Origin of the sequence: Brevibacterium sp. LS14 (assembly GCF_012027885.1) — a bacterium.
Taxonomy (GTDB): domain Bacteria; phylum Actinomycetota; class Actinomycetes; order Actinomycetales; family Brevibacteriaceae; genus Brevibacterium; species Brevibacterium casei.
Genome location: NZ_SJXG01000029.1, coordinates 1 through 18,958, shown reverse-complemented (window position 1 = coordinate 18,958; position 18,958 = coordinate 1). Strand labels below are relative to the sequence as shown.

The 18,958-nt window shown below is 68.0% G+C and carries 15 protein-coding genes; 8 read left to right on the top strand and 7 right to left on the bottom strand.

All coding sequences use genetic code 11. The features are described from left to right. Nucleotides 1–7: 7 nt before the first annotated feature. Nucleotides 8–1,042, bottom strand: a complete 1,035-nt coding sequence (locus EZE58_RS02640) for an IS30 family transposase (protein WP_009381402.1) — start codon at nt 1,040–1,042, stop codon at nt 8–10. A gap of 435 nt (nt 1,043–1,477) precedes the next feature. On the opposite strand from EZE58_RS02640, the gene EZE58_RS02635 reads away from it, so the two are divergent. Continuing rightward, nucleotides 1,478–3,133, top strand: a complete 1,656-nt coding sequence (locus EZE58_RS02635; RefSeq protein WP_009380865.1) for a hypothetical protein — start codon at nt 1,478–1,480, stop codon at nt 3,131–3,133. Between the two features lie 30 nt (nt 3,134–3,163). Here the strand turns inward: EZE58_RS02635 and EZE58_RS02630 are convergent, their stop codons facing one another. The 3 genes from EZE58_RS02630 to EZE58_RS02620 form a co-directional block, all read right to left on the bottom strand. Beyond that, nucleotides 3,164–4,030, bottom strand: a complete 867-nt coding sequence (locus EZE58_RS02630; RefSeq protein WP_009380867.1) for a M48 family metallopeptidase — start codon at nt 4,028–4,030, stop codon at nt 3,164–3,166. Nucleotides 4,031–4,227: 197 nt separating this feature from the next. Further along, complete coding sequence (locus tag EZE58_RS02625) at nt 4,228–4,689, bottom strand: HD domain-containing protein (RefSeq protein WP_009380869.1); 462 nt, start codon at nt 4,687–4,689, stop codon at nt 4,228–4,230. Continuing rightward, a complete protein-coding gene (locus tag EZE58_RS02620) occupies nt 4,686–6,014 on the bottom strand; it encodes a C45 family peptidase (protein WP_009380871.1) in 1,329 nt (442 codons plus the stop codon). Before EZE58_RS02620 ends, EZE58_RS02625 begins: the two co-directional genes overlap by 4 nt. A gap of 125 nt (nt 6,015–6,139) precedes the next feature. Between EZE58_RS02620 and EZE58_RS02615 the strand changes: the two genes are divergently transcribed. After that, nucleotides 6,140–6,856 (top strand): hypothetical protein, encoded by a 717-nt coding sequence (locus tag EZE58_RS02615; RefSeq protein ID WP_009380872.1) that lies wholly within the window; start codon nt 6,140–6,142, stop codon nt 6,854–6,856. Nucleotides 6,857–6,889: 33 nt separating this feature from the next. Here EZE58_RS02615 and EZE58_RS02610 read toward each other — a convergent pair whose 3' ends face one another. Further along, nucleotides 6,890–7,282, bottom strand: a complete 393-nt coding sequence (locus EZE58_RS02610) for a hypothetical protein (RefSeq protein ID WP_009380874.1) — start codon at nt 7,280–7,282, stop codon at nt 6,890–6,892. A gap of 359 nt (nt 7,283–7,641) precedes the next feature. Here EZE58_RS02610 and EZE58_RS02605 point away from each other — a divergent pair, with 359 nt between their 5' ends. Both EZE58_RS02605 and EZE58_RS02600 read left to right on the top strand, forming a co-directional pair. Next, complete coding sequence (locus EZE58_RS02605; protein ID WP_009380880.1) at nt 7,642–8,850, top strand: acetyl-CoA C-acetyltransferase; 1,209 nt, start codon at nt 7,642–7,644, stop codon at nt 8,848–8,850. A gap of 1 nt (nt 8,851) precedes the next feature. Continuing rightward, complete coding sequence (locus tag EZE58_RS02600) at nt 8,852–11,014, top strand: 3-hydroxyacyl-CoA dehydrogenase NAD-binding domain-containing protein (protein WP_009380882.1); 2,163 nt, start codon at nt 8,852–8,854, stop codon at nt 11,012–11,014. Nucleotides 11,015–11,122: 108 nt separating this feature from the next. On the opposite strand, the gene EZE58_RS02595 is transcribed toward EZE58_RS02600, so the two are convergent. Continuing rightward, on the bottom strand, nt 11,123–12,271 hold the full coding sequence (locus tag EZE58_RS02595) for a putative glycolipid-binding domain-containing protein (protein ID WP_164672069.1): 1,149 nt from the start codon (nt 12,269–12,271) through the stop codon (nt 11,123–11,125). 203 nt (nt 12,272–12,474) lie between these two features. Between EZE58_RS02595 and EZE58_RS02590 the strand changes: the two genes are divergently transcribed. Further along, nucleotides 12,475–13,395: an NADP-dependent oxidoreductase gene (locus tag EZE58_RS02590; RefSeq protein ID WP_167559758.1), complete on the top strand. Its 921-nt coding sequence runs from the start codon at nt 12,475–12,477 to the stop codon at nt 13,393–13,395. Here EZE58_RS02590 and EZE58_RS02585 read toward each other — a convergent pair. Beyond that, complete coding sequence (locus tag EZE58_RS02585; protein ID WP_167559756.1) at nt 13,382–14,035, bottom strand: helix-turn-helix domain-containing protein; 654 nt, start codon at nt 14,033–14,035, stop codon at nt 13,382–13,384. The two genes, EZE58_RS02590 and EZE58_RS02585, sit on opposite strands and share 14 nt — an antisense overlap. Before the next feature lie 106 nt (nt 14,036–14,141). Between EZE58_RS02585 and EZE58_RS02580 the strand changes: the two genes are divergently transcribed. From EZE58_RS02580 to EZE58_RS02570, 3 genes are all read left to right on the top strand, one after another. After that, a complete protein-coding gene (locus tag EZE58_RS02580; RefSeq protein WP_167559754.1) occupies nt 14,142–15,755 on the top strand; it encodes a carboxyl transferase domain-containing protein in 1,614 nt (537 codons plus the stop codon). A 7-nt stretch (nt 15,756–15,762) separates the two neighbouring features. After that, nucleotides 15,763–17,805 (top strand): acetyl-CoA carboxylase biotin carboxylase subunit, encoded by a 2,043-nt coding sequence (locus EZE58_RS02575; RefSeq protein WP_167559752.1) that lies wholly within the window; start codon nt 15,763–15,765, stop codon nt 17,803–17,805. A gap of 26 nt (nt 17,806–17,831) precedes the next feature. After that, on the top strand, nt 17,832–18,958 hold a 1,127-nt coding region (locus EZE58_RS02570; protein WP_167559750.1), incomplete at its 3' end, for an acyl-CoA dehydrogenase family protein.

The following is an 18,958-nucleotide window of genomic DNA, read 5'->3' as shown; positions in this document are numbered from 1 at the left end:
GGCGATGTCAAGGCGTCGAAGCAACATGGGGCTCGCCGGCGAGCAGTCGAGCGAATGCCTCGGTGGGCGTGAGATAGCCCAGTCGGCGGCGGGGTCGATTGTTGATCTCCTCGGCGATGGTGGTGAGGTAGGGCTGGTGATCGGGGATCACCGTGCCCTTGGGCAGATACTCCCGGTAGAGCCGGTTCGTGTTCTCGTTGCTGGGCCTCTGCCAGGGCGAGTGGGGATCGGCGAAGTAGACCGGCATCGCCGTGGCCAGGGAGACCTTCGCGTGCTGGGCCATCTCGCTGCCCTGGTCCCACGCCAACGATGCCTTCATCATCTCGGGCAGGTCGTTGAAAAACTCGATGACCGCGTCAGCGGTTGGCTCGGCGTGTTTCGAGGGCAGGGCCAGCAGCCCGGTGAACCCGCTCATCCGCTCCACCAGCGTCGCCGCGCACGAGGTGCCGTTCTTCCCGATGATCAGGTCACCCTCCCAGTGCCCCGGCACCCGACGCTGGGCGGCGTCCTCACCTCGCTCCGCGATCGGGACCATACCTACGATTGGGCCACCGCGCGTCCGCCCGGTCGTACGTGGTCGGCGCTTGGTCCGCTTGGACTGCAGGAAGATGCCCTTGCGGGCGAGCTCACCCTTCGGGATTGCGTAGATGTACTGGTAGATAGCCTCACCGGAGACGGTTCGGCCGCGTGCGTCAGGAGAGTTCGCCATGCGTTCAACGGTCGGGTCTGTCGCCTCCAGACGCAACCGGCCCGCTATCTCGTTCGGCGTCCAGGACGCGGCCAGGTCGGCGTCCACCCTCGCCTGCAGCACCGGATCCCCCGCGACCTTCCGCTGCTGCGGGCGAGCTCGCCGACGCTGCGCTCTGACGTCTGCGGTCACGGCCTGGTAGCCGCGGGTCTTCGTCGAGTTCCGGTGAAGCTCCCGCGAGATCACCGACGGGCAACGCCCCAGGTGACGGGCGATCCTCCGCACCGACCAGCCCGCTTTCGAGGCCGCCGAGATCTCCGACCTGTCGCTGAACGACAACCCCACCCGCGCCATCTGCACACTCCACCGATCAGACCCCCGCCGACCGGGAGTGTTACTTCGACGCTATGACACCACCGGGGCGCAGATGCTCTGCTGCTTGACGGCGCCGTAATTGCAGGTCAGAGAGTGACTGAAGCAGACTCGTGCATACCAGGAGAAACAATCCTCCACATAATGAATAGGTCGCGGGTTCGATTCCCGCAGGCGGCTCGGCAACGCCCCTCCCCAGTCTCAACAGGCTGGGGAGGGGCTTTTTCTGTTCCGCCTGCACCCCTTCGCGAGGAGGAACTCTTTGCCCTCGACGGATCGCCCGGCGATCACATCTTGAGTGTTGAACGATCACGCCTGTAATGGTGAACGATTCTGCTACAGTGCATCCCGTAACTGTGTTGTGAACCACACCGGCGTGGTGCCGGCCCTCAGGCATCCGATCGTTGAAAGCAGAAGATGAAACCAGTCTCGAAGCGCCTATTCGCCCTGTCGGCCGTCGCCGCCGTCGTCGCCTCATCACTGTCGCTGAGCAACCCTGTCGCAGCAGTCGAATCGACCTTCACCCCACCCTGTGTCGACGACCCGGTCGCCCTCGGACCCGAGGAGGAACTCGTCACGAAGCCGGCTCCCCGCGAGCTCCTCCGCTCCAGCGGCCTCGCCGACTTCGTCACTGCCTTCGCCGAAGACCTGTGCGCCCGGTCCGGGGAAGAGGCGATCGATGCCCTCGTCGAGAACCGGTCACGGGAACTGTGGACCCGCGGCATCGACGCCGCTCGAGCGATGACCGGGGGCGATGGTCTCGACGCGGACGACCGCCCCCTCTACTGGGCCCGCCTGGCGATGATCGGCGCCCTCAAGCAGTGGTCGGCGGAGAACCGGGTCTCGGACGAGACCCTCGCGGCCCGCACCGCCGTCATCGATCGGCTCTCCCGCGGTCAGGACACCCTCGACCCCGATGCGAGCGAACGCGACGTCGCCGTCATCACCGGATTCGACCCCTTCTCCCTGCGCTCCGAACCGCGGATCTCCAATCCCTCGGGAGCCATCGCGCTCGCGCTCGACGGTGAGGTCATCGACGGCCCGAACGGACCGGTCGAGATCCAAGCGGCGCTCTTCCCCGTGCGCTGGCGCGACTTCGGCGACGGGATGGTCGAGAAAGCCCTGACGCCCGCGTTCTCGGCCGAGAACACCCCCGAGCTCTTCTTCACCATCAGCCAGGGACGTCCCAACCAGTTCGACCTCGAAGCCTTCAACGGTGCCTGGCGTGGAGGCTTCGTCGACAACGAACTAGTCTGCTATCAGGGAATCGCTCCCATTCCCGCGGGCGTGACGACGGTCTCGCCGCAGCCGCAGTGGACGGAGTCGACCCTGCCGCGCGAGGCAATGGTCGCGGATACTGCCGGGAAGCCGTTCGCCGTCAATGATCGACGCTCGGTCACGGAGCTGCCCGGTGACACTCCGGCGACCGAACCCAGGCTCGGGTGCCCGGCGGACTCCGCGCTCAACGAAGGAACCCAGCGCGAAGACGGACCGAGCGAAGGCTCCGTCGCCCGAGCCGGCGGTGGCGGGGACTACCTCTCCAACGAGATCGCCTACCGCGCGACCCTGCTCCGAGACGCCCTCGGTCTCACCGACCTGCCGGGCGGCCACGTGCACACTCCGGTGCTCGAGGGAGTCCAGAAGACCGAATCGGAGATCAGCAATCCCGAGTTCGTCTCCAACCGGCAGGACATCATCGCCCAGACGAAGCTCCTGCTCGAAAGCGCCCTCGCCCAGCAGCCCGTAGACGACCCGGAACCGACGGACGAGCCCACTGACGAACCGACCGGCTCGCCGACGGAGACGCCCGCCCCCACCGAAGGCCCGACAGAGCCGACGTTGCCCACGAGCGGCCCGTCGACACCGGCGGACTCAGGGGCATCTGCAGACTCCGGTGCGACCGCGGACGGATCCAACGTCGCAGCCTCGGCGGACGGTGGCGACGGAGCAGGCCGAGGCGAAGCGATGCCGCGCACCGGTGGTCTGCCGATGTCCACGGCCGTCATCGGTGCGCTGCTGACCGTCGTCGGAGCTGGACTCGTCTTCGGTGTCCGTCGTCGCAGGCGGGGGTGACGTCGTCGGCTCACTGAGCGACGAGGCGGGCTAGAGCATCTTCCCCTGGACGTTCCAGCCCTGCGTCTTCACCTGGCTCAGCGCCTTCATCCTCCGGAACCCGACGGCATGACCGGAGAGGAAGTTCGACAGACGCAGCCAGAAGCCGTTCTTGTGCCGGTCGACGGACCGGATGTAGGCGTCGACATCGACCCGTGAGGCGAGGTTCTTGCCGGAGAAGAGGGCGATCATCTTCATGGCGTCCTCGGGCGCATAGTACGACGCCGTTCTGTCGGCGGTGTACTCCTGAGCGCGTGACAGCGTCGGGGAGAGCCGCAGGAGGACGAGGATCGGCTGGATCCCGCTGCGCCACAGGTTCACGTGCCCGCATCTGATGTGTCCCAGCTCGTGGCCCATGATGAATCGCAGCGCGCCGAAGTCTCCGTGGACGTAGGCGAGGTCGACGAGGTCGCTGTAGACGACGACATATCCGCGTTGCAGCTGGCATTTGGCGGCGTAGGCGTTCATCGTGCCGTTGCCGTTGATGACGTAGATCTGCGGGATCCCCGACATCCTCCCGGTGCCGGCGCCGAAGCCCATCTCGAGCGCGAGTTCCCGGTAGACGGCGTAGAGCTCCGGGAACTGCTCGTCGGTGACTTCGACTCCGTTGGAGATCTTCGACCAGTAGAGGTAGCGGATGTAGATGAAGCTCGCCACCGGAGCGAAGAGGCCGATGAGCACGCCGAAAGCCCACTCATCGAGGGGGAGTCCGACGAGGATGAAGACGAGCGCTCCGGTGACGACGATCGCTGTGAGCTCGATGCCGACGACGAGCATCGGCATCTCTGCCCGATGCCGCAGTTCGCTGACCGTGGGGCCGGTGGGTCTGAGCGCGGTGGAGGGGTCGGTGAGTGCCATGGGTCAGTTTCCTCGTGAGATCCGTTCGGTGCGAACCGGGGGGGTCGGAATGCGGTTCGCGTCCGAGGAGCCAGCGCGATCACGCCGAGGTCATCACGCTGACAGCGCTCGGAGAGTACGCGAAACACTAACATGGGGACACCCGATCGAGGGATCGACGAGAGTCCGGCACCCATGAGCGCCGCGGCGCCTGGGGCTCAGAGCCCGAGCAGCTCGTAGGCTCGGCGGTACTTCTCCGTCAGCCGCGCCCGGGTCGCCTCGTCGAGGCGAGCCTGCCTGGCCGGATCGGTGTTGTCGGCGAGATCGGCGGTCTTCACGCGCACGGCCAGCGGGTTCGCGCGGACCCGAGCGAAGTAGTCCTCGACGTCCTCACCGGAGCGCTTCGTCACCGCGATGACCGCGTCGACCACCCCGGCGGGGAAATCCCCGCGCAGATCATCCTCCGTCACCGAGGTGTCCTCGACGACATCGTGCAGCCATGCGGCCGCGACGACCGCGGTCGACTCGTCGTCGCCGAGGTCATCGGCGACGAGGGCCGCCCGGGCGTTCGCAGCGACCCGGCGCGGATGGTCGATGTAGTCGAACCCGGCCTTGTCGACCTGCCCGCGGTGCGCCTGACGGGCGACCGCCTCGGCGCGGGAGAGGAGATCGTCGTTCATCGCCAACGCTGCCACGCCGCCTGTCGGCTGACATCGGCGAGTTCGGCGACGCGCGCCCACGAGTTGTGCTCGGCGAGGAGGCGGGCACTGGTGCCCAGCGCCTCCCCGACCTCCGAGGACAGGGAGATGAGCGCGGAGAACGCCGCGGGATCGGGGGAGTGGGCGAGGCCGTTGATCGCCTCGTGTGCCTGTGCCACGAGTTCGGCGACCTCGGCCACTGCGGCATCCTGAGACTGCGTGCCGCCGGTGGCACCGCCAGCGGAGGGAGTTGCGCGCGTGCCGCCCGTGCCGGAAGAAGTGTCGCTCGCGCCGGAAGGCGGGCCGTTCGAACCGGTGAGGTCCACAGGTTCGGTGCTGTCGTCGAGGGTCACCACGATCATCTCCTCTTCAGAGCTGAGGCTGCGGGTCCACCTGCGGGAGTGCCAGCGGTATTCGACCTCGCCGCGCAGGGGTCGATAGACCGCAGTGTACAGCGTGCCGAACGCGTTATCGTAGTCGCCGCTGAAGACCCCCGGGCCGAGCATGGTCTCAGCCATCTCCTCGATTCCGCGGCCGTCGTCGAGCGCCTCGGTGAGCAGGTCCTGCCGCTCGACGCTGCGGAAGCGGCGGGCGTGATCGGGATACTCCGGGGACCTGCCGCGGTGGTTCGTCGCCACCGGATCCTCGACGACCTCCGGTGCCATCCCCGGCCCGACGTAGGCAGTGGCGCGGCGGCCGGTGGCATCGACCATCGTGAGGTTGTAGTACATCGACACGGGCACGGTCTCCAGCCTGCGCAGTGCCTCGGGAACATCCCCGGCGACCTCGAGGAGGAAGCGGACGACGAGTGGGGCGGCGAAGCCGTCGCCGTCGCCGGGCCGTCCGCCGAAGGCGAGCGAGACCGCCAGTCCGTCCTCGTTGAGTCCGTCGAGGAGCCCCCACAGGCAGTCGGAGGTGCCGATCACCCGGCGGGACCCGTAGCGCGTCGAGGCGTGGACCTGCTCGAAGAGTTCGAGGCCGTAGTCGTAGTTGCGCAGCAGCGCCGGTTCGGGGGAGCGCATGGCGACCTGCGAGCACCCGGGAAGGAAGCGCGGGGGATTCCACAGCGTGAGCATCCGCGCCGCGGTCTCGTCACCGCCGGTGAGGTCGACGAGTCGCTGCCACGTGGGCACGAGTTCGGGCATGTGTTCACGCAGCTTCGCCTCGGCGGTGGCCAGATCGGGGCGGGCAGAGTCTCCGTCGCGCAGATACCAGGCGCGGTAACCCGGCCAGACGGCGTCGAAGAGGGCCTTCCAGCGGGTCGAGGGGCGGTCTTCGGTGATTCCGTAGAAAGTGAAAGAAGTCATGTGTCAAGATTAGGTTGACACTCCTCCGAGTGTCAAGAAAAAGTTGACACTTTGTCGCGGCGCCGCGCCGTGTCCGTCTGTGTACCCTGAGAGCACGCGCATCGTCGAGGCGAACGGAGGATCGCATGTCGCTGCTCATCCACCTCGTCGTCCTGTGCGGGCTCTTCCTCATCATGGGAGTCCTCACCACCCCGCCGGGACACCGCGAATGGAAGCGGATCGGCGGCTTCCTCGGCGCGATCGGGCTCGGGCTGGCGATGACTCTGGTCGGGATGGTCGTCGTCATCATCATGCTCGGCCTCTACATCGCAGGCATCGCGCTGCTCGACATCGGCCTCGGCCTCTTCCTCGGCGTCATCTCGGTGGCTCTGGCCTCGGGCATCGTCATGTTCCTCATCGTCCAGCCGATCATCCAGCGGACCGGCATCAGCATGGAGCTGCTGACGATCACCGAGTACTACATTCAGTGGTTCCTCATCTACGTCACCGTCTATCAGGTGATCTTCGAACAGCTCAACGGCCTCGGCCGGATCATCAACGAGCGCGACCTCACCAAGGAGCTCAACTCCTACCTCTCCTCGATCCTCGACCCCTCCGTCCTCATCGCCATCCTCCTGCCGGTCCTCCTGTCGATCTGGGTCGCTGTCGCCATCGCGAAGATCCGACTCGACGCCGATCCCGGCACCGAAGCCGCCGAAGCTCCATCAGGTGCGCCGGGCGCGGCGAATCCCGGGAGGGCGAACCCCGCCGAGGCGGCGCCCGGTTCCGCGGGGGAATCGCGTTCCGTCGGGGTCGAGTCCACGGACGTGAATGCAGGGAGGGCGCGCAGACCCAAGCACTGAGATCTGCGCGCCCTCACCGAGGCGACGGTTCGTTCACTTCCTCTTCGGCGTGAACGACGTCGAGCACGACCATGAGGTCTTGCCCTTCTTCGCGGTCACCGTGACCTTGACCTTCTTGCCCGGGGTTGCGCCCGAGATGTAGTAGTTGAGGTTCGCCGTCCCCTTCGTCGAGGCGGTCGCGGACTTCTTCGTCTTCGTCGTCTTGTAGTGGGCGGTCGTCGTCACCTTCGCCTTCGACCCGACCTTCGAGACCTTGACCGTCGTGTTCGAGTACTGGCGCGGCTTCGAGTTCGACATCGAGACCTTGCATGACTTCGACGCCGCCTCGGCGGGGGAGGCGTCGAGGGCGATGGGGCCGGCGAGCAGGCCGGCGGCGAGGACGAGAGCGAGGCCCGGGCGCAGGCGGGCAGGGGTGATCACGGACATGATTCTCCTGAATCTCGAAGGGGAGGGCTGACTGCTCGGAAGGAGGAGTCGCCTCATCATAATCACTGCGGGTGTTGTCCTCAGTGCCCCGTGATCGAATCGAGATGAGAGCTTCGTCACGGAACCGTCGGCGTCGCCGGTCGACGCCCGGCGCCCCCTCTGTTCCGCATGGGCGGGCGGCGGGATCGGCCTGTGTTGACCATCACAGCGATGCGGTGTTCAATGGGACCGACACCATTAGTGAACGATCGATCAGCTTCGATCGGCGGGCTCACCGGCGATGGTCCACCGTCGCCGCGAGTGCGAGTCACCACCAATGCGGGGAGAGGTGCGATCTCCCTGACGACTGTGAGGATCACATGAGCGAAGCGTTTATCTACGATGCCGTGCGCACTCCGCGCGGCAGGAACCGCGGCGGCGCCCTCCACGGCACGAAGCCCATCGACCTCGTCGTCGGCCTCATCGACGCCGTACGCGAACGCAACCCCGACCTCGACGACGCGAAGATCGACGACATCGTCCTCGGCGTCGTCTCCCCGGTCGGCGAGCAGGGCTCGGACATCGCGCGCACCGCGGCGCTGGTCGCCGGACTCGACGAATCCGTCGCCGGGGTCCAGGTCAACCGCTTCTGTGCCTCGGGCCTCGAAGCCGTCAACCTCGCCGCCCAGAAGGTCGGCAGCGGCTTCGAATCCCTCGTCCTCGCCGGCGGCGTCGAGTCGATGTCGCGCATCCCGCTCGGTTCCGACGGCGGGGCGTGGTCGCACGATCCGACAACGAACTATGACACGTACTTCGTCCCCCAAGGCATCGGGGCCGACCTCATCGCCACGACCGAGGGCTTCACCCGCACCGATGTCGACACCTATGCCGCCGAATCGCAGCGCCGCGCCGCCGAGGCGTGGGAGGCCGGACGCTTCGCGAACTCCGTCATCCCCGTCAAGGACCTCAACGGTGTGACGATCCTCGATCGGGACGAGCACATGCGTCCCGGGTCGACCGTCGAATCGCTCTCCCAGCTGCCGCCTGCCTTCGCCAAGCTCGCCGCGCAGACCGGCTTCGACGACGTCGCCCTGCAGAAGTACCACTGGGTCGAGGAGATCGACCACGTCCACACGGCGGCGAACTCCTCGGGAATCGTCGACGGGGCCGCCCTCGTCATCCTCGGCGATGAGAAGGTCGGGCAGGACATGGGCATGACCCCGCGCGCCCGCATCGTCGCCACCGCCGTCGTCGGCTCCGAACCGACGATCATGCTCACCGGACCGACCCCGGCGACGCAGAAGGTCCTCGACAAGGCCGGCATGACGGTCGACGACATCGACCTCTTCGAACTCAACGAAGCCTTCGCCGCCGTCGTCCTCAAGTGGATGAAGGACCTGGGGATCCCGCACGAGAAGGTCAACGTCAACGGCGGGGCGATCGCCATGGGCCACCCGCTCGGTGCGACGGGGGCGATGATCCTCGGCACCGTCCTCGACGAACTCGAACGCCGCGACCTCAAGCGCGGACTGGTCACCCTGTGCATCGGCGCAGGCATGGGCATCGCGACGATCATCGAAAGGGTCTGACATGACGAACGCTGAATACTCCCGCACCACCGACGCCGACGGCATCGTCACCATCGTCCTCGACGACCCCGATTCCTCGGTGAACACGATGAACGACCACTTCGGTGCCGCCCTCGAAGAGACCCTCGACTGGCTGGAAGCCAACGTCGACGACATCACCGGCGTCGTCCTCACCTCGGCGAAGAAGTCGTTCTTCGCCGGCGGCGACCTCGAGAGGCTGCGCCGCGCGGATCCGGACAACTCCGAGGCCGAGACCGCGCAGGTCGAGCACATCAAGGCGCTCCTGCGCCGCCTCGAGAAACTCGGCAAGCCCGTCGTCGCTGCGCTCAACGGAGCGGCACTGGGCGGCGGCCTCGAGATCGCGCTTGCCACCCATTACCGGATCGCCGCCGACGACGTCAAGTCCGCCCGCTTCGGCCTGCCTGAGGTCACCCTCGGACTCCTGCCCGGAGGCGGAGGAGTCTCCCGCGTCGTGCGGATGATCGGTCTCCAGGACGCCCTGCAGAAGGTCATCCTTCCGGGTACGAAGTTCACGGCAGCCGACGCGCAGGCGCTCGGTCTCGTCGACGACCTCGCTCCCGCGGCCGAGCTCGAAGACCGGGCGAAGGCGTGGATCAATGCCAACCCCGAGGCGGTCCAGCCTTGGGACGTCAAGGGCTTCACAATCCCCGGCGGGGCGCCGAGCTCGCCGAAGATCGCGATGATGCTGCCCGCGCTGCCGGCGGCTCTGCGCCGCCAGACGAAGGGCGCGCCGATGCCGGCCCCGCGCGCGGCCATGGCCGCCGCCGTCGAGGGTGCGCTCGTCGACATCGACACCGCGCTCACCGTCGAGACCCGCTACTTCGTCAGCCTCACCCACACGCAGGTGGCGAAGAACATGATCAAGGCGTTCTTCTTCGACCTCGGCCACATCAACGCCGGGGGCTCGCGTCCCGATGGCTTCGAGCCGCGGCCCGTGACGAAGCTCGGCGTCCTCGGAGCCGGAATGATGGGGGCCGCGATCGCCTACACCGCGGCCCGCGCCGGCATCGACGTCGTCCTCAAGGACGTCGAGCTCGCCAACGCCGAGAAGGGCAAGGACTACGCCCGCAAGCGCGAGGAGTCCGCCCTGGCCAAGGGCAAGACCACCCCGGAGAAGTCCGAGGCTGTGCTCGCCCGCATCCACCCGAGTGCGTCCGTCGACGACTTCGCCGGCGTCGACTTCGTCATCGAAGCTGTCTTCGAGTCCGTGCCCGTCAAGCAGCAGGTCTTCGGTGAGATCGAGGACGTCGTCGCCCCCGACGCCGTGCTCGGATCGAACACTTCGACCCTGCCGATCACGGAACTCGCGACTGGAGTCGAACGGGAGAAGGACTTCATCGGCGTCCACTTCTTCTCCCCGGCGGACAAGATGCCCCTCGTCGAGATCATCACGGGAGAGAAGACCTCCGATGAGACGCTGGCGCGGACCTTCGACTTCGTCCAGCAGATCAGGAAGACCCCGATCGTCGTCACCGACTCCCGCGGGTTCTTCACCTCCCGTGTCATCGGGACCTTCATCGCCGAGGCGGTCGCCGCCGTCGGTGAGGGAGTCGAACCCTCCAGCGTCGAGCAGGCGGCCCTGCAGGCCGGATACCCGACCGGTGCGCTCCAGCTCCTCGACGAGCTCACGCTCACCCTGTCCCAGAAGATCCGCCAGGAGACCCGGGCAGCCGTCGAGGCGGCCGGGGGCACGTGGGATGAGCATCCCTCGGAGGCCGTCATCGACTGGATGGTCGAGCAGGGGCGGACCGGGCGCAAGGACGGCGCCGGGTTCTACGAGTACGACGAGACCGGCAAGCGCACCCACCTGTGGTCGGGCCTGCGCGAGCACTTCGAGTCCGGGTCGACGACGGAGCCCTTCGCCGACCTCCAGGAGCGGATGCTCTTCGCCGAGGCGATCGAGACGATCAAATGCCTCGACGAGGGCGTGCTCACCTCGGTGCCCGACGCCAACATCGGTTCGATCTACGGCATCGGATTCCCCGCATGGACCGGCGGCGTCCTCCAGTACGTCAACCAGTACGAGGGCGGTCTGGCAGGGTTCGTCGAACGGGCGAACGAGCTCGCCGCCACCTACGGTGAGCGCTTCACCCCGCCCGCCTCACTCATCGAGCGCGCGAAGACCGGCGAGACGTACGAGTGAGATGACCTCGACCGCCCGTTGAGCTCACGGTCGTGTCCATCCGCCGGAGGCCCGGACGACACGATGCGTCCGGGCCTCCGGCGTCGTCGACGCAGGATCGGCGTCTGATCAGCTCGAACGATCGGCCGCTGTGCGCTCGGCCAGCTGCGGGTAGTCGATGACGATGCCGTCCTCGTCGAGAGTGAGCTCGGCGGTGAAATCCCTTGTCCCGCTCGTGTATCGGACGTGCTCGGCGTCGATGCCCGCGTAGATCTGGGGGCCGGCGATGACCTCGAGGGAGGGCATGTCGATCCACGCCATCGTCAGCGGGTGCTCGTCGGCGGTGTCCGTCTGGACGTCCAGGCGCCGGATCGGCATCGTGTTCGTCAGTGGGCACAGACCGAGGTCGCAGTCGAGGGCCCCGGAGAGCGCTTCGGCATCGACGATGCCCGGCTCGGCCAACGGGGTCGTCGGCTGTCCGCACGCATGTGTCTCACTGGCCCACCAGCCGGTGTCGGGATCGCGGGACAGGGTGAGCGTTCGCCGCCACCCCGTACCCTGCACGGCGATATCGACGGTGCGCGTGACCCATCCTGCTGAGGCGTCGACCGTCCACGCTGCGGCATAGTCGTCAGTGACCTGTCGGCCGAACGCCCGCAGTCCGTCGTCGAGGAGGATGTCCGCCGAGTCACGGCGGGCCGGGTCGTCGATCCCCACCCAGGACACCTGGCGCGAACGAGCGTTGCCGACACCGGCCTCGAAGAGATCGATCGTCGTGTCGTAGTAGGTCGAGGTGGGTCCGAGGGGAGTCATCCCGATACTCCTCGACACCGACTGCGAGGCGAAGTTGTCCGGTTTGACGACGGCGATGATCCGGTCGAGGCCGCTGGCGAACCCGGCCGAGAGCAGCAATGCCCCCGCCTCAGTGGCATAGCCCTTGCCCACATGAGCGGGGTGGGATCGCCAGCCGATCTCTACGTCGTCACCGGATTCCCCGGCGCTGTAGCGGATCGGCTGGAGGACTGCAGCGCCCACCGGAGTCCCGTCGTGAAGAGTCACGCACCACCAGCCGCGACCAGCAGATGCCGACTCGTTGACCGTCGTGATCCACGCAGCTGCATCTTCGATGCGGGGCATCGCCGCTTTCGGGATGAATCGGATGAGGTCCGGATTTGCGTGGAGTTCGTGGACGAACGATGCGTCGGTAGCGTCGAATCGCCTGAGAATGAGCCGGTCGCTGACATAGTCGGGAGGCGGGGGGTCCGGGGTCACAGTCATGGCATGAGTCTACGCCAGCGCACTGACACGACCTCGGCGTGACGGAGTCGACCGGCGATGTCAGTCGAGGCCGACGATCGGGACGTTCGGAACACTGGGCCGACGATCGGAATAGCGGATGGGCCGGGGATGTTGTGCGTCGCATGGGCGCACAACACGGTGCGGCCAGACATCTCACTCCGCACCCCGCCTGAGGAGACACCATGCGCGCTGCCGTCTACGACCGGTTCACCGACGACTTCGATGACATCGAGGTCCGCGAGATCGAGGACCCCAAGGTCCCGCCGGCCTCCGTCCTCATCGAGGTCAGGGCCGCCGGAGTCAACCCCGTCGACTGGAAGCTCGTCGGCGGCGGTCTCGACCGGTTCCTCCCCACACAGTTCCCCGTCATCCCCGGCTGGGACGTCGCCGGCACCGTCATCGGACTCGGTTTCGACACCCCCGAATTCGAGATCGGCGACGAGGTCGTCGCCTACGCCCGCAAGGACGTCCTCGGCGGCGGCACCTTCGCCGAGAAGGTCGCCGTCCCCGTCCACGCCGTGACGAAGAAACCCGCAGGCCTCACCTGGGAGCAGGCCGGCGGTCTGCCCCTGGCCGGCAACACCGCGCTGCGCACCCTCGACGCCCTCGGCGACCTCGACGGGAAGACCGTCCTCATCCACGGCGCCGCCGGAGGTGTCGGCAGTATGGCCGTGCAGATCGCGAAGGCTGCCGGCGCCCGCGTCATCGGCACCGCCTCCGAACGCAACCACCACTACCTCCGCGAACTCGGCGCCGAACCGATCACCTACGGTGAGGGACTCGCCGACCGCGTCCGCGAGCTCGCGGGCGGTCCGGTCGACGCCGTCGCCGATTTCGTCGGCGGCCAACTCGAGACCACTCTCGCCGTCCTCGCCGACGACGGTGCGCACGCCTCGATCGCCGACCCCTCGGTGACCGAGCACGGCGGGCGCTACATCTGGGTCCGCCCCGACGGGGCGACGACAGCCCGGCTGACCGAGCTCGTCGACGCTGGAAAGCTCAGCGTCGAGGTCGACCAGATCTTCCCCCTCGCCGAGGTGGCCGACGCGTTCCGTTCGAGTGCTGAGGGGCACACCCGGGGCAAGCTCGTCATCGTTCCGTGACGTCCTCATCGGCTGCCGGGAGCCCGAGCGCTGCGGACACGGCGGACCGCAGCTCTCGGCGGACCACCTCGGCGCCCGAGTCCCTGGCCTGATACGGCGTCGAATTCATCATTCCGAACGCCGCGTGGACGCGCACGGTCGCGGCCTCGAGACTCCACTCCGGGTGGACTCGGGTCGCGACCTGCGCCCACTGGCTGACATATCGGCGCTGCAGGCGGCGGACGGTGCGGCGGGAGGACTCGGGCAGGGCCGCGAAGTCGCGGTCCTGGATGCGGATGAGGTCGGGCTCGCTCATCGCGAAGGCGATGTGGAAGTCGATGAGTGTGCCGAGAGTCGCGGCCGCCTCGGCGGGGGAGGTCTGCGCCTCGGCGTCGGAGGCGTCCTCGGCGGAATGCGCGCCGACGATCCCCACACCGCCGTCGTGCAGGTACTCCGAGATCCCGACGAGCAGCTCCTTAAGCACGGCCTCCTTCGACTCGAAGTGCCGGTAGACCGCAGGCGCGGAGATCCCCGCCCCCTTTGCAAGGTCATCGAGGCGCACCCCATGGAAGCCGTGCCGGGCGAAGAGCGTCTTCGCGACCGTGAGCAGCTGTTCGCGCCGGGCGGCCTTCGCCTCCGCCCGCGTCGACGTCGTCACCATCCCCACTCCTCCCAGTCGCCTTGTCGTCGTGGGCGTTGTCACACCCGCCCTGTGGGCAGTATCATAGCAGTCAGTTAACAACAATTAACTGAAATGGGGAGTGGGAATGAGAGCAGTGGGAACTGCCGTCAATCCGGCGACAGGGGAGGCGAACGCCGGGGCGCACGCCGAACTCATCGCCGAACTCCGGGACCGCATCAGCGCCACCGCCCTGGGCGGTCCGGAGAAGTCCCGGCAGAAGCACGTCGACCGCGGCAAGCTTCTGCCCCGCGACCGCGTCGAAGCGCTCCTCGACCCGGGCACCCCGTTCCTCGAGCTCTCACCGCTCGCCGCCAACGGCATGTACGACGATGCGAGCCCGGGTGCGGGCATCATCACCGGCATCGGCCGGGTGGCGGGTCGCGAATGCGTCATCGTCGCCAACGACGCCACCGTCAAGGGCGGCACGTACTACCCGGTGACGGTGAAGAAGCACCTGCGCGCGCAGGAGATCGCGAAGGACAACCGGCTGCCGTGCATCTACCTCGTCGACTCCGGCGGGGCGAACCTGCCCAACCAGGACGACGTCTTCCCCGACCGAGAGCACTTCGGGCGGATCTTCTACAACCAGGCCACCCTCTCCGCCGCTGGCATCCCGCAGCTCGCCGCGGTGCTCGGCTCCTCGACCGCCGGCGGCGCCTACGTCCCGGCGATGGCCGATGAGACGATCATCGTCTCCGAGCAGGGCACGATCTTCCTCGGCGGACCACCCCTGGTCAAGGCCGCGACCGGTGAAGTCGTCAGTGCCGAGGACCTCGGCGGCGGCGCTCTCCACTCCCGCGTCTCCGGCGTCACCGACCACCTCGCGGCCAACGACTCCCACGCGCTCGAGATCATGCGCGACATCGTCACCACTCTCGGGCCGAAGCCGGCACCGAACTGGGAGGTCATCGCCCCCGAGGAGCCGCTGCACTCCCCGGAGGAGCTCACCTCGGTCGTCCCCGTCGACTCGAAGGTCCCCTACGACGTCCACGAGGTCATCGCCCGCCTCGTCGACGGGTCGAAGTTCCACGAATTCAAAGCCGAGTACGGCACGAGCCTCGTCACCGGGTTCGCCCACATCGACGGCCATCCGGTCGGGATCATCGCGAACAACGGCATCCTCTTCGGCGAATCCGCGGTCAAGGGCGCACACTTCATCGAACTCTGCGACCAGCGCACGATCCCGCTCGTCTTCCTCCAGAACATCTCCGGCTTCATGGTCGGCCGCGACTACGAAGCCGGCGGCATCGCCAAGCACGGCGCGAAGATGGTCAACGCCGTCGCCACCGCCCGCGTCCCGAAGTTCACCGTCGTCATCGGCGGGTCCTTCGGCGCCGGCAACTACTCGATGTGCGGCCGCGCCTACTCGCCGCGGTTCCTCTGGATGTGGCCGAACGCCCGGATCTCCGTGATGGGCGGCGAACAGGCGGCGAGCGTGCTCTCGACCGTCAAGCGCGACCAGATCGAAGCCCGCGGGGAGACCTGGTCGGCGGAGGACGAAGACGCGTTCAAGCAGCCCATCCGCGACCAGTACGAAGCCCAGGGCAACCCGTACTACTCGACCGCGAGACTCTGGGACGACGGGATCATCGAACCTCAAGACACCCGCGAGATCCTCGCGCTCGCCCTCGACCTCGCCCGCTTCTCGCCTCTTGGCCGGCCGCTCGATGCCGACGGCTACGGCGTCTTCAGAATGTGAGCTGACTATGTTCGACACCATCCTCATCGCCAACCGCGGCGAGATCGCCCTGCGCGTCATCCGCACCGCGAAGCGGCTGGGCATCCGCACCGTCGCCGTCTACTCCGACGCCGACGCTCACGCCGCCCACGTGAGAGCCGCCGACACCGCCGTGCGCCTCGGCCCCGCCCAGGCGAGCGAGTCCTACCTCGACATCGACAAGGTCATCGCCGCCGCGACGGCGACGGGAGCAGAGGCCATCCACCCCGGCTACGGGTTCCTCTCCGAGAACGCCGACTTCTCCGCCGCGTGCGATGCCGCCGGCATCGTCTTCCTCGGCCCCGGCCCCGAGGCGATCCGGACGATGGGGGACAAGATCACCGCGAAGCAGGCGGTCTCCGCCCGCGGCGTCCCCCTCGTGCCGGGCACGAAGGACGCCGGATCCTCCGACGAGGCGCTCATCGCCGCAGCCGACGACATCGGCTTCCCCGTCCTCATCAAGCCCTCCGCCGGAGGCGGCGGCAAGGGCATGCACGCCGTCTTCGAGCCCTCCGAACTCCCGGCCGCACTCAAGACCGCCCGCCGTGAGGCCCAGAACTCCTTCGGCGACGACACGCTCTTCCTCGAACGCCTCGTCGCCACCCCGCGCCACATCGAGGTCCAGGTCATGGCCGATGCGCACGGGAACGTCATCCACTTAGGCGAACGCGAATGCTCGCTCCAGCGCCGCCACCAGAAGGTCATCGAGGAAGCGCCGTCGGCGCTCCTCGACGAAGAGACGCGGGCCCGGATCGGTGAGGCCGCGATCGAGACGGCCCGCTCGGTCGGCTACCGGGGTGCCGGCACCGTCGAGTTCATCGTCGGCGCCGACCGTCCCGACGAGTTCTTCTTCATGGAGATGAACACCCGCCTCCAGGTCGAGCACCCCGTCACCGAGGAGGTCACCGGGGTCGACCTCGTCGAACTCCAGCTGCGCGTCGGCGCCGGCGAGGAGCTGCCGCTGAGCCAGGACGACATCACGCTGACCGGCCACTCCGTCGAGGCCCGCATCTACGCCGAGGATCCCGCCCGCGGCTTCCTGCCGACCGGCGGCCGCGCGATCGACGTCGTCTTCCCGAACGGCGAGGGCATCCGCGTCGACAACGGCCTCGAAGCCGGCCAGGCAGTCGCCTCCGACTACGACCCGATGATCGCCAAGCTCATCGCCACCGGACCCGACCGGGCGACCGCTCTCGACCGACTCGAGTCGGCACTGGCCGCCTCGGCTGTGCCGGGTGTCGTGACGAACATCGACTTCCTCCGCACCCTCATCACCCTGCCCGAGGTCGCCGCCGGTGACCTCGACACCTCGCTCATCGACCGCCTCGGCGAGGAGCAGCTCGCCCACACGGCCACGGACATCGACCGGCAGTTCGCCGTCGCCGCCGTGCTCGCGACCCAGGGTCGGGCGGGCGCCGAGATCACCGGGGAGCTCACCGCGGACACGCTCGCGACGGCGGGCGCCGCCTCGGCGTGGGCAGGGCCGCGGACCTTCCGCACCTCCCGTCCGGACTTCAGGCCCACGGTCGACCTCACCGTCGACGGGGAGTCCGTGCACGTGGAGAGCCGCATCGACGACGTCGTCGTCGATGACGACGGGATCTGGCACGTCCTCGTCGACGGTGTCCAGCACACCGGGAGGGTCTTCTCCGACGCCCGCGACCGGACGATCTGGGTGGCGGGGGACCGGGGCATCCACGTCTTCACCCGCACCCAGGCCGACACCTCGCTCACCCCGGGCGAGGGCGGCGCCGAGGTGCTCGCCCCCATGCCCGGATCCGTCGTCGAGGTCCGCGTCGACTCCGGCGACCACGTCGAGGCGGGCGATCCGATCGTCGTCGTCGAGGCGATGAAGATGGAGCACGTGCTCACCGCACCCGCGGCCGGCACCGTCACCGTCACCGCAGTGCCGGGAGCCCAGGTCGCCCTCGACGAGGTGCTCGCCACCGTCGTCGACGACTCAGCCGACACCGGCGATACCGCCGACTCACCCGACACCGCCGACACCGCCCCCGCGAACACCGACCGATGACCACCGCACCCACCAAGGAGACCACCATGACCACCGCATTCGCACCGGGCATGCTGCCCGAGGAGTACGAAGACCTGCGCCAGGGCGTGGCGAAGTTCGCCGACGAGGAGGTCGCCCCCGTCAGCGCCGAACTCGACGCCAAGCACGAGTTCCCCTACGCCCTCGTTGCCAAGATGGGGCAGATGGGCCTCTTCGGCCTGCCCTTCGACGAGGAGTACGGCGGCATGGGCGGAGACTACTTCGCCCTGTGCCTGGCGATCGAGGAGATCGCCCGCGTCAACCAGTCGCTCGCGATCACGCTCGAGGCCGGCGTCTCCCTCGGCGCGATGCCGATCTACCGGTTCGGCACCGAGGAGCAGAAGCAGGAGTGGCTGCCGAAGCTCACCGACGGTTCGGGGCTGGCCGCCTTCGGTCTCACCGAACCCGAGGCCGGCTCCGATGCCGGCGGCACCCGGACGAAGGCGACGCTGGAGAACGGCACGTGGACGATCAACGGCTCGAAGTCGTTCATCACGAACTCGGGCACCGACATCACCCGCCTCGTGACCGCCACCGCCGTGACCGGGACGAAGACCTCGAAGTCGGGCCGTGAGGTCCCGGAGATCTCGACGATCATGATCCCCGCCGGCACCCCCGGCTTCACCGCCGAACCCGCGTATGACAAGGTCGGCTGGAACTCCTCGGACACCCACCCGCTCACCTTCGACAACGTCGAGGTCCCCGAGGCGAACCTGCTCGGCGAACGCGGCCGCGGCTACGCGAACTTCCTCCGCATCCTCGACGAGGGCCGCATCGCCGTCGCCGCGCTCTCCGTCGGTGCCGCCCAGGGCTGCGTCGACGAATCCGTGAAGTACGCGAAGGACCGGCAGGCGTTCGGGCATGCGATCGCCGACTTCCAGGGCATCCAGTTCAAGATCGCCCGCATGGAGGCCCGCGTCGTCGCCGCCCGCACCGCCTACTACCTCGCGGCCTCCCGGATGCTTGCAGGCCTGCCGTTCAAGAAGGAGGCGGCGATCGCGAAGATGATCGCCGGCGACGCGGCGATGGACAACGCCCGCGACGCCACGCAGATCCACGGCGGCTACGGCTTCATGAACGAATACCTCGTCGCTCGCCACTACCGCGACTCGAAGATCCTCGAGGTCGGCGAGGG

Bases quoted from the DNA above. Each gene is read 5' to 3' on its own strand.
- EZE58_RS02625 (WP_009380869.1), bottom strand. From the start codon at position 4,689: ATGAACGACGATCTCCTCTCCCGCGCCGAGGCGGTCGCCCGTCAGGCG.
- EZE58_RS02610 (WP_009380874.1), bottom strand. From the start codon at position 7,282: ATGTCCGTGATCACCCCTGCCCGCCTGCGCCCGGGCCTCGCTCTCGTC.
- EZE58_RS02590 (WP_167559758.1), top strand. From the start codon at position 12,475: ATGCGCGCTGCCGTCTACGACCGGTTCACCGACGACTTCGATGACATC.
- EZE58_RS02575 (WP_167559752.1), top strand. From the start codon at position 15,763: ATGTTCGACACCATCCTCATCGCCAACCGCGGCGAGATCGCCCTGCGC.
- EZE58_RS02600 (WP_009380882.1), top strand. From the start codon at position 8,852: ATGACGAACGCTGAATACTCCCGCACCACCGACGCCGACGGCATCGTC.
- EZE58_RS02640 (WP_009381402.1), bottom strand. From the start codon at position 1,042: ATGGCGCGGGTGGGGTTGTCGTTCAGCGACAGGTCGGAGATCTCGGCG.
- EZE58_RS02595 (WP_164672069.1), bottom strand. From the start codon at position 12,271: ATGACTGTGACCCCGGACCCCCCGCCTCCCGACTATGTCAGCGACCGG.
- EZE58_RS02620 (WP_009380871.1), bottom strand. From the start codon at position 6,014: ATGACTTCTTTCACTTTCTACGGAATCACCGAAGACCGCCCCTCGACC.
- EZE58_RS02630 (WP_009380867.1), bottom strand. From the start codon at position 4,030: ATGGCACTCACCGACCCCTCCACCGCGCTCAGACCCACCGGCCCCACG.
- EZE58_RS02580 (WP_167559754.1), top strand. From the start codon at position 14,142: ATGAGAGCAGTGGGAACTGCCGTCAATCCGGCGACAGGGGAGGCGAAC.
- EZE58_RS02585 (WP_167559756.1), bottom strand. From the start codon at position 14,035: ATGGTGACGACGTCGACGCGGGCGGAGGCGAAGGCCGCCCGGCGCGAA.
- EZE58_RS02615 (WP_009380872.1), top strand. From the start codon at position 6,140: ATGTCGCTGCTCATCCACCTCGTCGTCCTGTGCGGGCTCTTCCTCATC.
- EZE58_RS02635 (WP_009380865.1), top strand. From the start codon at position 1,478: ATGAAACCAGTCTCGAAGCGCCTATTCGCCCTGTCGGCCGTCGCCGCC.
- EZE58_RS02605 (WP_009380880.1), top strand. From the start codon at position 7,642: ATGAGCGAAGCGTTTATCTACGATGCCGTGCGCACTCCGCGCGGCAGG.